Genomic DNA, 16,647 nt, shown 5'->3' on the forward strand with positions numbered 1-16,647 from the left:
GATTCAAGCTGTACAATGAAATTTTCACTACTTTTTAGCTTTATTATGAAGCACGATAAAAGGTTCATACATATCCCAGTTAGGCTCAACGTCTTTTTGGGTCATCAAACCTTTGGCGCCGAATGAAAAATTGCCCAGGATAATATCGGGGTAACCGTCATGGTCGATGTCATTTACATCCATGGCTATCCAGCGGCCATATTGGTTTATGGGCAGGGCATGCACTTTAAATTTACCCGGACTAATTTGCTCATGGTAAGTAAAACCTTCTTCGGGGTAATATTTAAAATCGGGAAAAAAGGCTATAACTGCTATATCCAGATCGCCATCATGATCAAAATCAGCAGCAATGGCTTTCGAACAGCCGTTTATATGGTAAAAATAAGTTTGTTTAAATTTCCAGTTACCCTGGTTAGTAAAAATATATACCCCATGATAAGGTTTAAATACCGGCGAAAAGTCGTTATTATCGCCACAGGTGTATACAATATCCAGCTTGCCATCATGATTAACATCAATAAGCTGAAAGCTGCTCGAACCATACACTGATGGAAAACGCATCAGGTTTTGGCTGGTAAAGCCGCCTTTTTTATCATTTAAAAACAGCCAGATATCTTCATCGGCCTGGGCAAACAAACATGCAACGTCGGGCCAGCCATCATTATTAAAATCGCCGGTAAACACCTGTGTAGCGCCGGGTATGGCTTTAATTGCCTTTTTAATGAATCGATGGTTCGGTTGCTGCTGTATCAGATATAAGCCGCCCCGGTTTCGCCCAAAACCACAGGATACATAATCAGTAAGGCCATCTTTGTTAAAATCAGCATAGGCGCTTTTTACCGGTCGTGGTAAGCTGTCGGTAATGAGTTTGGTATTCTTTTTTTCCGACTTGCTGTTCAGGTCAATATTTATCAGTTCGCCTTTTAGTGCATCATTGGGCGGTAATATGCCTATACAGGTTACAACAGCACCATTTGGCTCCGATGCTGTTTTAAAAAAGTTAACATCGGTAACGGGAGAATCAAACTGCTTAACAAGTACAGGGTTCAGACTGCTGCCCCACTTGTGGAGGTTATTACCGGCATCGCCGGTATAAATATGATTATCGTTTGGATTGAAAGCTACCATGGTGGTCATCGCCTGACGTCCCTTGCGATCCGTTTGTTGAGGTTGTTGTAAACTGAATATCGCCCAATCTTTTACCGCATTAGGTTTAGGTATCAGCATTTTTTTTGGCGATCTGTTTTTATAATACGCTATAATTTTATACCAATCTTCCTTAGATATGGCCGTACTTGCCGAAACCAGGTAATTACCCATAAAACTCGTAAAGCCCAATTTAGGTGCCATAGCAGGCATGATACCTGTTTCCCAGGTATGACTGTCAAGCAGCGCGGGATCGGGCAATTGATGGCAGCTTGAGCAATGCACCGTCGCCAGTTTTTTGCCTTCGGCCAGGTATTCTTCGTCATTAATGGCATTACCTTTTTCATTGTTGGAGCAACCACTTATTGCAAGAAAAACAATACCCCCAAAAACGAAAAGCAAGCGCAACTTATTTAAACGCAACCCGTATTTTTTAACCATGTACACTTTTCAATTTCGCAACACATGCAGGGTGCAGCTTTTATATTTTTATTTCCCGGTGTGATTTTCAAGCACTATTAAAGGTAATTTCTTATTCCACGAAGGTTTAAAATCAGGTATAAACATAAAACCACTGGAATAATTACCCAATATAATATCTGGTTTACCATCATTGTTCTGGTCGGCAACATCCATGCACATCCAGCGGCCATACTGGCTTACGGGTATGGCATGGGGCTTAAAATCAAAAGGCTTATTTTGTTCAAAATAAATAAACTCTTCTTCAGGCATATTTTTCATGTCGGCAAAAAAGGCAATGGTAGCAATATCCAGGTCGCCATCGCCATCAAAATCAACAGCAATAGCTTTTGTGCAGCCATTTATTGGGTAAAACCAGCGCTGTTTAAAATTCCAATTGCCGCTGTTGGTATAAATATACAAACCATGATAAGGCTTTAGCCTGCGCGAATCGCGGTAATTATAGCCACAGGTATATATCAGGTCGGTATTGCCATCATGATCCATATCCGCCAGCTGAAAACTGGATGAACCGTTTACCGGTGGAAAATGCAATAAATTCCTTTGGGTAAATCCACCTTTTTTATCATTTAAAAATTGCCACAGCCCCTCATCTCCGCTGCCAGTTAACACCATTACATCGAGCCAACCATCTTTATTAAAATCGCCCGCTACTGCCTGTACAGCTCCCGGCTTATTATAAATGGGTTCCTGGTTATAAGTATGGTCACGGTTTTGTGTTAATAGAAAAACACCACCTTTAAGTTTTCCTTGCCCGCAAACCACCATATCAGTAAGGCCATCTTTATTAAAATCGGCAAATACGGTTTGCTGCGGTCTGGGCAGATCGGATGCTACAAAGGTTTGGTCGTTATTTAACTCTTTGGCATCCAAGTTTACCTTTACTACCTTACCATTCGGAAAATCGGCAAGCTCCAGGCGGCCAACACATGAAAAATAACCTGCATTATTACCCGCAGTGTCTTTGGCAAATGCTACGCTTACCGCTGGCGAAGGCAGGGTGCCCAATGAATCTGGTTTCAAATTACTGTCCCAGCCAAGCAGCTTACTATTGGTAAAATCGGCGCTGTAAAGTTTGTGGGTATAAGGATTCACGGCTACCATGGTAGTAAAACTATCATAGTTTACGGGCGCCGGTTTTTTCAGTGTAAAACCTGCCCAATCTGCCGATAACGCAATTGGCTTTTTAGCCGGCAATACCGTATCGGGAGCGGCTTTTTTATAATAATCAACAAGGGTAAGCCATTCCTGCAGGGTAGCGCCGGTTGTATCTGCCGGATTGCGTTTGTAATAGGTTGACCCGTAGAGCGATATATGCATAAAACTGGCCATATACGGCAATACATGTCTTTCCCAAACATCCTTGCTCAATGCATTTACAGGTACAAGGGCATGGCAGCGTGTACATTTTAACTGTGCCAGGTTTCGTCCGTCGACAATAACATTACCGGTTAACTTATAAGGCTGCGGCGGGGCATCTTTTTGTTTACAGCCATTTACGAGTGTTATGACCGATAGCGACACAACAAACAACAGGATATAAGATGATATTAAGTAACACTTTTTAAAATTCATAAAAAAATTGCCCGGCTGTTATTTTTTTAGTTTTAGTTTTTTCCAGATGAATTCACCTACCTGCCGGCCTTGAACCGCGCCCTGATCAACACTATTACGGTAATGTATGCCGCCGTAAAACCGGCTGATAGAGGTTTCATCGGCTGCCTTTAAAAAAGAATCGAAATGACGCTGCATGCCTATATATCTTAAGTCGCTGGTATCCTGATAGGCAAAGTTATCGCCAAACAAATGGGTTAATACTACGGCCGACGCCCCGCTAATATCACTATGACCGCTCGGGTACTCGGGGAACGGAGGTGTTTGCAGCATGGGTAACCAGTTCTGGTCAATCTTATCGTTAATAACAGTTACCGGCCTGATGTAATTCAGGTCGTATTTTACCTGCCAACCGCAAATAAACGCATCAAAAAGAGCTATTGATGTAAGCGCATAGGCCTGGGCGGTTTTTACAATGTCAGCATGGGTTTGTTTACAGGCAATGGCGGTAATACCAATCCAGTGACCGCCTGGGGTGATTTTTTTATTGGCAAACATGATGTGGCCATTATGCTGAATCACAAACGGATTGTCATCCCAAAACTTAGCAATATCGATTTGTTCTTTGGTAAGGTTTTTACTTTGCTGATAAACCTCCATATTTTGTTTAAAGTACACGCTGTTTTTGTCATCGCTGAAAGGCGGCGGCGGTGGCAGTGGAAAATTAGTGGAGGTATCAACCGCAAAGGTATGCATGGTACCCCAGCAAAACTCAACCCCATCCAAATAATCAGGCGGCGTTGGATGCCACTGGCCGGGATTATCGTTACCTAAAAACCGAGGTTTACCACGGGTTTGCGGGTAATTATCAGTGGCACTCCGCTTTAATATATATTTACCAATTTGCTCGCCAAACGCCATTGAACGGGCGTAGGTGGAATCGTCAAGATTATCCTGATACGCCGCGAACACCTTGCTTTCATACTTTTTAAGTGTATCAATGGAAAAGGTAACTTTGTGTGCTACAGTAAAAAAAGCTTTAGTGGCGGCCAGTGAATAGTTATAGGCTTTATCTTTTTGCGGCTTTGGGGGTTCGCCAAATCCTCTTAACTGCGCTGTAATGGAATTATAATCGGGATTGGCATAACGCACCGCTTCATAAGCCGCTAATGTTGAATAGCCATATATACGCGCGGCCACGGGTGGCGTAAAAACATCATATATGATCACCTGCGTCAATTGGTCAACATTTTGATGTATTACATCTATATCGTTCATTTTAGCAGCCTTCTTTTTATTTGAACAACTAAAGATCAAAAAAACACCGGCAACGGCTATAAATATTTTAAAGCACTTCATATATCAATAATTAATTAAGCTGTATATTTCTCTGGCGTCCAAGGCCATCGGTTATTGTTACCGATGCCATATTGCTCTCAATATTAAAAAATCTGCCAGATTGCGACAAGAAAGAACTACCATTATAAAATTCCTGCTTGGTTGTTTTACCATTTTTATATTTAATGGTGGCGTATGCATCCAATGGCTGCAGGTTAACTGTTTTAACCTGCCTTTTTAATTCAAATAATTTCATTGCATCCCTGTTTTGCGTAGCGGCTAACAGGTAATTGCCCCTTGCGCTCTTTAGCTTAACCAGGGCCTTACCATCACCGGGAATATAAAGGCCCGACTGCAATAAAGTAAGTGGCTTAAAGTCCCCTTTTCCATCACCCTTAAGTATAAGGCCGTTAAAAGCATCATAACGGCCGGTTGTAACTTCAGTACCATAATCATTACCATTTATGGCAACATCGAGGTTACCATCTCCATCAAAGTCATCAACTGTAATGCCGCATAGTTCAGATACCTGTGCTTCCAAAGGCAGTGGAATAGCGGTGAATTTCCCGTTACCGTCATTACGTAGGTAGCACGACTGCAAGTACGTAGCTTTTACCCTTACTGCCCCTTCGCGCATTTTTGGCGTTATTACCGAATCCATAGTTGACACGGCGAATGACTTATAATTCTGATACCGGATACGCATACTGATCATTTGTTTTATAATATCATCTCGTCCATTAGCCGGAAATTCACGCATTACTCCTTCTTTATCTTTCAGAAAAACAGATGGAAAAGCATCATAACTGCCATTGTTATCAAAATCTTTGGCAGTGATATATACGGGGTACTGCTCTGTAGCCTTATAAAACGTATTAAGGCCGGTATTGCCAACTATATAGTCAGTATCGCCATCGTGGTCAAAATCGCCGGAGGCAATGGTGTTCCACCAGCCCAGTTTATTTTCAACACCGGTACCGGTAGTTATATTCTTAAACGTACCATGATCGTTTTTAAGGAAGGTGATCGGCATCCACTCACCAGTAAGTATCAGATCGGGCCAGCCATCATTGTTAAAATCGGTAAAGGTGGCATCGCACACCAGCCCAATATCTTTTAAGGATGTAGCCGCCGTCGCAGATACGTCTGTAAACTTAACTACACCGTTTTTACTATCGTTACGCAAAACAAAACTTGAAACCGGCTTAGGATAGTTCCATGGATCAACACGGCCTGAAACAAAAAGATCAGGCTTGCCATCGCGATTAAAATCAGCCGCCTTTACACATAATTTACTGGTAAAGTTCTTAGGCAATGCGTCTGGCTGAAGTGTAAAGTTGCCTTTACCGTCGTTTATGTATAACCTGTCCTGATAATTGACAGATCCGGGCTCACTTTCAAAACCACCACTGGCTATATACAAGTCGGGATGACCATCGCCGTTAGCATCAAACAACAGCATACCTTCATCTTTAACTCTCACTTTCGGTGTTAAATAATCATTATGTGCCGAAGCTGAATTAGCAGTTAACGCTGGTGCTGTGTTTACCTGAGGTAACAGGTTGCGCTGTATAAATTTACCGTTGGGCTGCTGCAATAAAACCTGGGCAGGATATTGAGTGGTACCTCCAATTACCATATCATCAAAGCCATTCCCATCTACATCGCCTACAGCCATAGCCGGGCTGTACTCTGATAATTTATGCGGTATCAGTTTCTGAATATTGAAATCAATATAATCCCTATCCTGATGCTTATAGTTTATACCTGCCGATTTGGTTATCTCGCTAAATAAGGACGATTGGTTAACTGCAGGCTGAGTAAAATTATAATCCTCCCTGGCGTCGGCAATGTTCACCTTTAGTGTTTGACCGGCTTTTATCTTGCGCAGAATTTGTTTTTTGCCATTATCCCACCGTATCACTACCGAATCGAGCATGGTAACCTTACCCAGACCAAAATGAGCTATATTCTGTATAGTTGACAAATATCCGCGATAAGGCGTATTTTCATATACCTGGTGTTTACCGTGGTCATAGTATATATCGGCCCAAGCGCCTATACCCTCCAGATTTTGCTTACCGCCGTGAAATTGTATATTTAAATAGTTGTTATTGCTTTTGTCTTTTTCCCTTGCAGTGTTTTTGTAAATAAATGCTTCATCATCAATATTATTGATAACCATGTCCATGGCCCCATCATTATCAAGATCGGCATAGGCCGCGCCGTTTGAAAATGTCGGGACATCAAGCCCCCAGCTTTTGGTCACATCCTCAAACTGAAGCCCGTTGGTGTTTTTAAACGCGTAGTTAGGTATTTTCACAATAGGTATTTGGTCAAGTACCTGCTTGGTTGAAGCAATAGAATAAGCCTCCTGCCTGAAGGTAATAAAATCATGATCGGTTACATCGCGCGGATAGCCGTTGGTTATGATAACATCGCGGTATCCATCGTTATCAAAATCGGTGATCATGGGGCCCCAGCTCCAGTCGGTTTGGCCTAAACCACTTAAAAACGCCGTTTCACTAAAAGTTGGGTCGCCTATAGAATCATTTTGCCCTAAGCGTGGCCCCTGGTTTATTTGCAGTGTATTGCGTGTATATTGGTACTGATAACCATAGCGGTCAAAATTTTGGTATATCTGGTAGTTATTGGGTGGCATGAACATTTTTTTGCGGTAATTATCCTCCGGGTTCATATCAACCTCAAATACATCGGCCAGGCCGTCATTGTTCACATCTATAATATCCTGGCCCATTGAGCTAAAAGCAGTATGCTTAAAGTATTCTTTTGTTCTGTCAGTAAAAGTACCGTCGTGATTGTTAATGTATAAAATGTTATTGGTTAAAAAATCATTGGTAACATAAATGTCTTTCCAACCATCCTTGTTAATGTCGGCAATACTGGCCGCATGGCCATATCCCTCAATAGTGATACCGGCTTGTTTTGATACATTGGTAAACACCCCATGTTTAAGCGCCGGGTTCCAGTCATTACGGTAAAGCCTGCCGGTACTCTTATGGCTGCCATCGTTTACAATAGGCCTGAATGTGCTTTGGTTATCACTGGCTACCGCCTCGTTCACGGTAAGGTACATATCCAGGTCACCATCGTTATCATAATCAAAAAACGATGCCATGGTAGAGTGTATGTTAATATCCAGACCATATTCCTTTCCCATTTCTTTAAAAATGGGTACCCCGTCTTTACCTACCCCCTGGTTAAGGTACAGCAGGTTGGTTCTTTTAACAGAATCATCCAGCAGTGTATTACAAACGTAAATATCGGCCAGGCCATCATTATTAATATCAATAACAGCAACGCCGCGGCCCCATCCTCCTTTACCGCCAACACCAGCCTTAACGGTTACATCCTCAAATTTCATATCGCCCTTATTGAGGTACAATTTGTTGGGTACAGCATTGCCGATAAAATAAATATCCTGTAGGCCGTCATTATTAAAATCGCCTATACCTACCCCGCCGCCGTTGTAAATATTGAGCATGGTAAGCGGATTTATTTTTTCGTTCTCAACGATTGTATTGCTAAATGTTACCCCAGAATGTGAAGAAGGTATCTTTTCAAAAAGCGTTGATTTTTTGCAGGCTGATAAACCACATGCAAGAAGGCATAAATAGAGGATCAAATACTTCATTAACTTGGAGAAATTGGCTATAAAAAAGGTGGAGATATAAATCTCCACCTAAAATTACACTTTTTATAAATTATAACAGGTTTAAATTAATAACCATTGTTTTGTACCAGGATAGCTTTGCCTGCCAAAGATTTTGACAAATCTATTTGCTGACCCGGGATTGGATAATATTCATTTTTATTAGGAGTGAAATGAGCACCCTGCAATTGTGAATTTATTCTCACATCATAAGCAAAGAAGGCATTAATAGCTGCAGCCATAGTACCGTCACTGGTTAATTTACCTGGCAAGCCGGCAGAGGCACCATCCCAGCGTTGCAAATCGAAGAAACGCATGCCCTCCATACCAAATTCCATTTTCCTTTCAAACCTCACTGCTTTACGGGCGTAGGTTTTATCATTAAATGAGCCTGCCGGATATGGGCTTACTTTGTACTTATCAGCCGGAGTTGCGTTTATAGTATAAGTTGATGAACCCGGAGCGTAAGTTGAGCCTTTATAAACCCATCCTTTTGGATTGGCCGCGCGGGCCCTAACAAGGTTAACATCAGTCTCTGCAGTTGCTGTGCTTCCTGCCTCAATTTCAGCTTCAGCTGCCATTAACAGAATGTCAGAAAAACGCATCAGGTTAATATTGTTTGATACCAACTGCACGTTGTTCCATATACCTGGGGTAACGTCAGAATTTGAGCCTCTCTCAGACAATGAATAAACATTTTTACGTGGGTTGAAAACACCATTTGTTGCGTCACGTATCCAGTTTGGTTTTGGATTACCCCAATCAAGATACGGAACACCCGGGCGGCCAACAGTAATGTCCAAACGTGGGTCAACATTACCAGTCCACGGAGTTGCACCATTGCTTACATCCTGACCTACTGTATTGTAAGTGTCTAATAATGGTAATCCGTTTGCGTCTGTTTTGAATGAGTTACCCAATGATTGAGATGGGTTAAACCATCCGCAGCATCCACCCGGAGCGCCGTCACCATAAGGGAAGTTCAAGTCATCACCTGCGTTACCGTTTTGACCACTGGCACCATCATTTACAGAGCTTTGTGCAGCAAATACCGATTCGGCACTGTTTTTCTGAGCGGCCTCAGGGCTAAAGTTTTGCTGAAACACATCGTTAAGCGCATATTTCTGGCCACGTGCCGTAACACCATTTGTTATTAAATCGCGAAGAATTGTCACCGCATCAGAAAACTTATGCTCACACATATAAGTTTTTGCCAAATAGGCTTGTGCTGCCCATTTATTTGCACGGCCAGCTTGTGGCTGTGTAGCAGGCAAATCAGCCATTGCAGCTTTAAAGTCAGCTTCTATTTTAGGAAAAACTTCTGCAGTATTTGGCACGTTAGTATCAACTGTAGTTTCATCAACATAAGCCACTTGACCATAAGTCCTTCTCAGCTCCAGGTAATAGAAGGCACGTAAAAACTTAGCCTCAGCAGATAATACTTTTGCCTGATCAGCAGGAAGGTCTTTTGCCAAAGGAATAGTCTTTAATACGTCATTAGCTCTTGCAACGCCATTAAATAATATAGTATATCTGTTTTGAATATAAATATTAAATGTGTTTGCAGTAAAGTTACCAACCGGCAAAGCATCCTGACCACCATCTGATGGTTGAGAGCCTTTGTAAGCATCGCCACCGGCAACACTACCGAACATCCAGTTTGAACCCGACGCGTTTGAACCACCCCCAATACCACCTACACCATCTAATAAGGAGTAGGCACCTATTAGCAACCCATTCACACCCGCGGCGTTCGAAAGATTATCGGGACTTAAATTCCCGATCGGGTTTTGGGTTAAAAGGTTCTTTTTACAACTATATGCCAAGCATAGCGCCACTAAAACCAGGGGTACTATGATTTTTAAATGTATTTTTTTCATAATTTTTTTGCTAAAAACATTAAACATTAAAACGTTGCCTGAAGACCTACACTATATCTTTTTTCGTTGGCAGGATAGTTACCAAAGTCAATACCAAAGCTGGTGTTATCACCATTAGTATTGTTATTAAGTGTTGAGTTTGGTAATTCCGGATCTAAACCTGAGTATTTAGTAACAGTGAACAAGTTGTTCCCTAATACAAATATCCTGATTTTAGAAATACCTATCTTGTTTAATTTTGCACCTGGAATGGTATAACCTATTTGTAATGATTTCAACCTCAGATATGAGCCATTTTCAATATAAAAAGAGTTGAAAGCGCCAGTATTACCTAAGCTTGCCGCCCTGGTTAAAATTGGGATTGTAGCATTGCTGTTATCAGCTCCCGCATGCCATGAATCGGTTATGATATTGGCACTTACGTTACCATCAAATACGGCAGGGAAACTGGTCCAGTATTTAACATAGTTAACTACCTTGTTTCCGTATACACCATATATAAACGCGCTCAGGTCAAAACCTTTGTAGCTTGCACTCAGGTTAAAGCCGCCGGTAAATTTAGGGTTAGGGTTACCGATAAACGTACGGTCGGATAAATCTATCTTACCATCACCGTTCACATCTTTTATTTTGAATAAACCAGGTTTCGCGTCAGAGTACTTAGGACCTGCGTCAACTTCGGCCTGGCTCTGATATAATCCTTCTACCTGTAAGCCGTAGAATTCGCCCACCGGCTGGCCTGGCTGTAACCTAACAAAGTTTTGCAAACGGGTAGAACCACCGCTGTTAACATCCAAATAAGGCTGACCAGAGTTTAACGCTTTAACTAAGTTACTGTAGTGGCTAAAGTTAACCCCTAAAGTATATTTAAAATCGTTGATGCTGCCGTGATAGTTTACGTTAATATCAAAACCATTGTTACGTAAATCACCGGCGTTAACATATGGTGGTTTAGTAACACCTGCCGGAGCAAGCAATTGAGATTGGAATAATAGACCGGTTATTGTTTTTCTGAAATATTCAAAAGAGATATCAAGTGAATTATTCAGGATAGTAGCGTCAAAGCCAACGTTTAATACCTTATCGGTTTCCCACGTGGTCTCTTTATTACCCTTTTGATTAAGAGATGCACCTAATAGCGCTGCGTTTCCTTTGCCTTCAATATCGTAATATTGTGTGCCAGGACCAGCAAGATATAAGTCAAATGCGTTATAAGGTTGAGTACTAACGCCGCTTAATGATCCTAAAGAGCCATAACCTCCACGGAATTTCAAATCATTTAACCAGCTCACTCCTTTTAAAAAGTCTTCCTGTGAAGCCCTCCAACCGGCGGTTACTGACGGGAATGTTCCGTAGCGGCGACCTTTGGCGAAGAATGATGAACCATCACGCCTGATAGTAGCTGTTATCAGATATTTATCAGCAAATGCATAGTTAAGTTGAGCAAAGTATGACTGTAATGTATTTGATGTAAGCTGGTTGGTAGCACTGTTATTGGTATTTTGCACACCAGCAGGCGAGCCTGTATCCAGGTTAATATAATCAGGATCAAGTGAAGCTGCATAGTTACCTCTGCTGCCTTGTACCTGGCGGGTGTAGTTACTGGTGTTTTCCTGACCTAATAACAGGTTAATACTATGTTTACCAAACAGTTGATTATATTTCAAAGTATTTGTCCATGTGTAAAAAGATCCGTAACCGGCAACCTCGGTATATGAATTAGCTCCGGTATTACCTTCTGCGTTTTCATAAGGAGTTGGGTTGAAAAAGCGGTTATAAGTATTTTGAAGGCGTCCACCAAATTGCGTACGCAATGTTAAATGCTTCAAAAAGTCAACCTCACCGTAAACGTTGCCTATTACTTCCCAATCCTGATTATTTCCTCTAAGCTTGCTATTATTCAGGTTACGCTGAACAATAGCATATGGATTTGAGGAGTTACTTAAACCGGGCGACCTTGAACCTGCATAATTACCTTTAATATCAAAAACCGGAATTATAGGTGGTTCACGATAAATGTATGAAACCGGGTTACCTTCGTTCTGGTTGTTGATCTGAGGGTTATTTTTGTTAAAGAAGTAAGCATTTTCACCAACACGAACATGGTCGTTAATATTAAAGTTGGTGTTTGCCCTTACAGAATAGCGTTTATCAAAAGTACCAATCAGTGTACCTTGTTGGTTAAGATAAGCCACTGACATTAAATAAGTATTTTTATCGTTACCACCGCTTGCTGTAACACTGTGCGATTGCAGGGTAGCCGGTTTAAATACTTCATGGAACCAATCGGTACCTTGTTTATTAGCCATGGTTACCTGGTTACCAACACCAGTTTGCGGATTAAGTGTATAATCGGCCAGGGTTGTTCCAGGATCACCGGTTTTTGCACCAGCTGGAGAAATAAAATCAGGAATGGTATACGTACCGGTTCCCAGCGGATCAAATTGCTTGTTCACATTCCCATTTACGCCGCCACCAACTTTACCATCATTTCTATATGATTCAAATTCAGCCTGCATATAGGTTTTGGTATCAGCAAGTTTAAAGCCATCAGGTAACGGTCTTGTAGTGCCGTAAAGGCCATCATAAGTAATTTGAGCTTTACCAGCCTTACCTTTTTTAGTAGTGATCACAATTACACCGTTAGAAGCACGCACACCATAAATGGCGGCTGAACCCGCATCTTTCAGTACCTGGATAGATTCGATATCGTTTACGTTAATATCATCCATCGTGCCAGGTGTACCATCAACAATTACGAGTGGTGCAGTACTAAATATAGAACCAATACCACGGATGTTAACCGCTGAACTACCGCCTGGTGAACCCGAGTTGGTAACAGTAACACCTGCAGCCTGGCCTTGTAACAGTGAGGTACTATTACCGGCCGGCACCGATTTGAATGTGGCTACGTTAACTACAGCTACCGAACCTGTGATGTCCTTTTTACGTTGAGAACCGTAACCGGTAACAACCACTTCGTTAAGTGAATTGTTGCCCGCCTGTAACGTGATCCTGAGATTTACATCGGTGCCTACGTTTATTTCGGTTGTTTGGTAACCGATGTAGGAAATCACCAGCGTGTTGCCTGGATTTAGGCTCAGTGTAAAATCACCGTTAACATCTGTTACAGCGCCAGTGGTAGTACCTTTGATGCGTATGGACGCACCAACAATGGGTAATTTGTCATCGCTGCCGATAACCTTACCCTTGTACTTTGTTTGGGCTGTAACTACCAATGAAGAGATCAGGCAGCATAATAGCACACCCAGAAACCTTCCTTTTAGGAGTAAACTTTTAAACATGAGATTGAGATTTAGTTGATTAATATATTTGATTTAAGATTGTTGGTCGATACCTGTTATTTTAAGTTTGTAACTGGACTAAAAAGTGTTTCGGGGTAAACTGTTTGCGGAGTGCAAAAAGCTCTTTATGGTGACTTCTGTGATGAAGCCCGTTAAAATTTGAAGATTTGAAAAAGAATGAATGTAAGAGTTTTATCATATAATCTTCTCGTAATAATTTAAACCTATCCCTCCTGGTTCACCTTTTTAATGCCCCTGATAAAAAGGCATTAAACATTAATATGTTATAATAATATTAGATTTTTTATGATTTCTGCTGTTCCAGAAATTTATATTGGCTATGCATCTAATGTAACGAGAGTGTATTGTTTACACAAGTGAGTAATGCAGATTTGCAAATTAATTATTGGTAAATCATTATAGCAGCTAAACATTGTAAATTACTGTCATTTTATTAAAAAATCCATAACAAACTAAACACTTTAATGCAAATATGTCAATGTAAAAATGTTGCTACTAATGATAACTTATTCAAAAACTTGTTTATAAACAATAACAATGTTTGAAAACCTTAAAAAAGTCGGCATTTTTTTGGCGTGTTTGATCCGATATTTTCTCAACAATTGTTTGTTCTTTAGTTTTAAAAAATCATCATTATTGGCAAATAATGTCATTCAAACATTTATTATTTTCACACATTTATAACTGTAATACAAACATTTATAAAATAATATCTTTAATAATAAACGTCTATGTTACAATTGTTATCCTTTAAAAAAAACATGCTTCTCCTGCATTAAATATCATCAAACAAAAGCGCACCCACATTTTTAATGCAGGTGCGCTTTTGGGTCTGTTCTTATAAATTTTATGCCGCTTATTTACTCCATTGTACCGATGCTGTATGTGTATCACTTGAGTTGGTACCCACTTGTATAATAAACTTCCCGGGCTCCCAGTCATACTTAAGCTGACTGTTATAAAATTTCAGTTCTTCTGGTGTTATAGTAAATGCCACTTCCTTTTGCTCACCGGGTTGCAGGCTTATTTTTTTAAAATCCTTTAACTCCTTTACAGAGCGGCTGATGCTGGCTACCGGGTCGCTGATATATAATTGCACCACTTCTTCTCCGGCATATTTACCGGTGTTGGTAACCGTTACAGTAGCGGTTAACGTTTCTGCCCCTTTTAGCTGGGTTTTATTAAGCTTAACATCGCTGTAACCAAAAGTAGTATAACTCAGGCCATACCCAAATGGGTAAAGCGGATCATTGGAAATATCAAGATAGTTCGATTTGAATTTCGACGGCCCTTTACCATCATAAGGCCGCCCCGTGTTTTTATGATTATAATAAATAGGTATCTGCCCTACACTGCGCGGAAAAGTGGCTGTTATTTTACCGGCAGGGTTGTAATCACCAAACAATACATCGGCAATTGCGTTACCTGCCTCGGTACCAGGCGCCCATACATCAAGTATAGCGCTGGCATGCTCATCTTCCCAGGTTAATGTAAGCGGCCTGCCATTAAACAGCACAATAACCAACGGCTTACCTAATTTAGCTAATGCCTTTAACATATTTTTCTGGCTTTCCGGAATATCAATATCCGACCGGCTTGATGACTCGCCCGACATACTTTGCGACTCGCCCACAACAGCAACTATCACATCAGATTTTTTGGCAGCATCTACGGCTTCGTTCAACAGTTCATCAGCAGTTTTTTTATCAACCGTTACCATTTGCTGACCAAAAAAGTTCAGTCTGTTTATAAACATACTATCTTGGGTAATATTTGCGCCTTTGGCATAGTTAATAGTTACGCCGTTACCCACCAGGTTTTTAATACCCTGCATTACACTTATCGATTTTTGCCACTCCCCGGCAACTACCCAGGTACCCAGCATATCGCGCTGGTTATCGGCCAGCGGACCTACCAATGCTATAGAGCCTGCTTTTTTAAGCGGTAATGTTTGTGCATTATTTTTTAACAATACAAATGAGTGTTTGGTTATATTCCTGGCCTCGGCCCGGTTTTCTGGTGTTAATACGTCCTTGCTCTCGCGCGACGCATCAATTGACTTGTACGGATTATCAAACAAACCCAGTTTATATTTGGCTTCCAGCACACGGCGGCAGGCCAGGTCAATCTCCAATTTGGTTACTTTACCCTCGGCAAGTGATTTTTTCAGCGTGGTTAAAAAGCCCTCTCCTACCATATCCATATCAAGCCCGGCTTTTAAAGCTAACGCCGATACCGCTTGCAGATCGCCAAGCCCGTGGGCTTCCATCTCGTTAACGGCTGTATAATCTGATACCACAAAACCTTTAAAGCCCCATTGCTTACGCAGTACATCAGTTAACAGCCATTGATTGCCTGTTGCCGGCACACCATCAATAGTATTAAAAGAGCTCATGAAGCTGCCCGCACCCGCGTCAACAGCGGCCCGGTAAGGTGGCAGGTAATCCTGGTACATCCGGATACGGCTCATATCAACTGTATTGTATTCCCGACCGGCCTCGGCACCGCCATACAAAGCAAAGTGCTTTACACAAGCCATCACTGCGTCGGCATTTTTCATGCTGCTGCCCTGGTACCCCTGCACCATGGCTTTGGCCACCTGACCACCATACCACGGATCTTCTCCCGACCCTTCTGAAATGCGTCCCCAGCGGGCATCACGCGCTATGTCAACCATTGGCGAATACACCCAGTTAAGCCCTTCAGCTGTGGCTTCTTTAGCCGCTATCTGGGCCGACCGCTTTATCAGCCCCATATCCCAGGAGGCCGATAAACCCAATGGGATTGGAAAAATTGTACGGTGCCCGTGTATTACGTCGAGCCCAAAAATAAGCGGAATATGCAGTCTTGAACCTTTTACTGCCAGGTCCTGCACTTCCTTTACATGATCGGCTCCCCAAATACCAAACACACCGCCAATTGCGCCTTTTTTAATCTTATCTTCAACCCCTTTATTCACCACCGAACCCGTTGTTGCCGCGCCTATAGTTACCAGGTTTAGGTGTCCTATTTTTTCGTCAATGGTCATTTTGCCCATCAGGCCATTAACAAAAACATTCATTTTAGCATCATCGGTTTTGGTTTGGGCCGATATCTTATTAAAAGGCAGCAACGCTACAACACAAAGTGCGCTGAACCTGTTAATACCACGGGGTAAAAAATACTTTCTCATTTTTTTAATTTAGATATATTGGAAACGGATAAACAAATATGGACATAAAAAAAGCCATGTAACTGTAAACTAACAACT

At 41.6% G+C, this 16,647-nt stretch carries 7 protein-coding genes; all 7 read right to left on the minus strand.

Annotated elements, in window-relative coordinates:
- Positions 1 to 27: 27 nt before the first annotated feature.
- Positions 28 to 1,587, minus strand: a complete 1,560-nt coding sequence (locus tag SNE25_RS27315) for an FG-GAP-like repeat-containing protein (protein ID WP_321562189.1) — start codon at positions 1,585 to 1,587, stop codon at positions 28 to 30.
- A 48-nt stretch (positions 1,588 to 1,635) separates the two neighbouring features.
- A complete protein-coding gene (locus tag SNE25_RS27320) occupies positions 1,636 to 3,201 on the minus strand; it encodes an FG-GAP repeat domain-containing protein (protein WP_321562190.1) in 1,566 nt (521 codons plus the stop codon).
- Between the two features lie 18 nt (positions 3,202 to 3,219).
- Entirely contained in the window at positions 3,220 to 4,539 is a 1,320-nt protein-coding gene (locus tag SNE25_RS27325; protein WP_321562191.1) for a vanadium-dependent haloperoxidase, read from the minus strand.
- A 10-nt stretch (positions 4,540 to 4,549) separates the two neighbouring features.
- Positions 4,550 to 8,023: a VCBS repeat-containing protein gene (locus tag SNE25_RS27330; RefSeq protein WP_321562192.1), complete on the minus strand. Its 3,474-nt coding sequence runs from the start codon at positions 8,021 to 8,023 to the stop codon at positions 4,550 to 4,552.
- 236 nt (positions 8,024 to 8,259) lie between these two features.
- Entirely contained in the window at positions 8,260 to 10,071 is a 1,812-nt protein-coding gene (locus SNE25_RS27335; protein WP_321562193.1) for a RagB/SusD family nutrient uptake outer membrane protein, read from the minus strand.
- A 26-nt stretch (positions 10,072 to 10,097) separates the two neighbouring features.
- Complete coding sequence (locus tag SNE25_RS27340; RefSeq protein WP_321562194.1) at positions 10,098 to 13,376, minus strand: SusC/RagA family TonB-linked outer membrane protein; 3,279 nt, start codon at positions 13,374 to 13,376, stop codon at positions 10,098 to 10,100.
- Between the two features lie 877 nt (positions 13,377 to 14,253).
- Positions 14,254 to 16,569: a beta-glucosidase BglX gene (bglX, locus tag SNE25_RS27345; protein ID WP_321562195.1), complete on the minus strand. Its 2,316-nt coding sequence runs from the start codon at positions 16,567 to 16,569 to the stop codon at positions 14,254 to 14,256.
- Positions 16,570 to 16,647 lie beyond the last annotated feature (78 nt).

Source organism: Mucilaginibacter sabulilitoris, assembly GCF_034262375.1.
Classification (GTDB): Bacteria; Bacteroidota; Bacteroidia; order Sphingobacteriales; family Sphingobacteriaceae; genus Mucilaginibacter; species Mucilaginibacter sabulilitoris.

What these genes read in the sequence shown, in the direction of transcription:
- SNE25_RS27340 (WP_321562194.1), bottom strand. Translation starts at nt 13,376, where the DNA reads ATGTTTAAAAGTTTACTCCTAAAAGGAAGGTTTCTGGGTGTGCTATTA.
- SNE25_RS27325 (WP_321562191.1), bottom strand. Translation starts at nt 4,539, where the DNA reads ATGAAGTGCTTTAAAATATTTATAGCCGTTGCCGGTGTTTTTTTGATC.
- SNE25_RS27320 (WP_321562190.1), bottom strand. Translation starts at nt 3,201, where the DNA reads ATGAATTTTAAAAAGTGTTACTTAATATCATCTTATATCCTGTTGTTT.
- SNE25_RS27315 (WP_321562189.1), bottom strand. Translation starts at nt 1,587, where the DNA reads ATGGTTAAAAAATACGGGTTGCGTTTAAATAAGTTGCGCTTGCTTTTC.
- SNE25_RS27330 (WP_321562192.1), bottom strand. Translation starts at nt 8,023, where the DNA reads ATGCTCAATATTTACAACGGCGGCGGGGTAGGTATAGGCGATTTTAAT.
- bglX (WP_321562195.1), bottom strand. Translation starts at nt 16,569, where the DNA reads ATGAGAAAGTATTTTTTACCCCGTGGTATTAACAGGTTCAGCGCACTT.
- SNE25_RS27335 (WP_321562193.1), bottom strand. Translation starts at nt 10,071, where the DNA reads ATGAAAAAAATACATTTAAAAATCATAGTACCCCTGGTTTTAGTGGCG.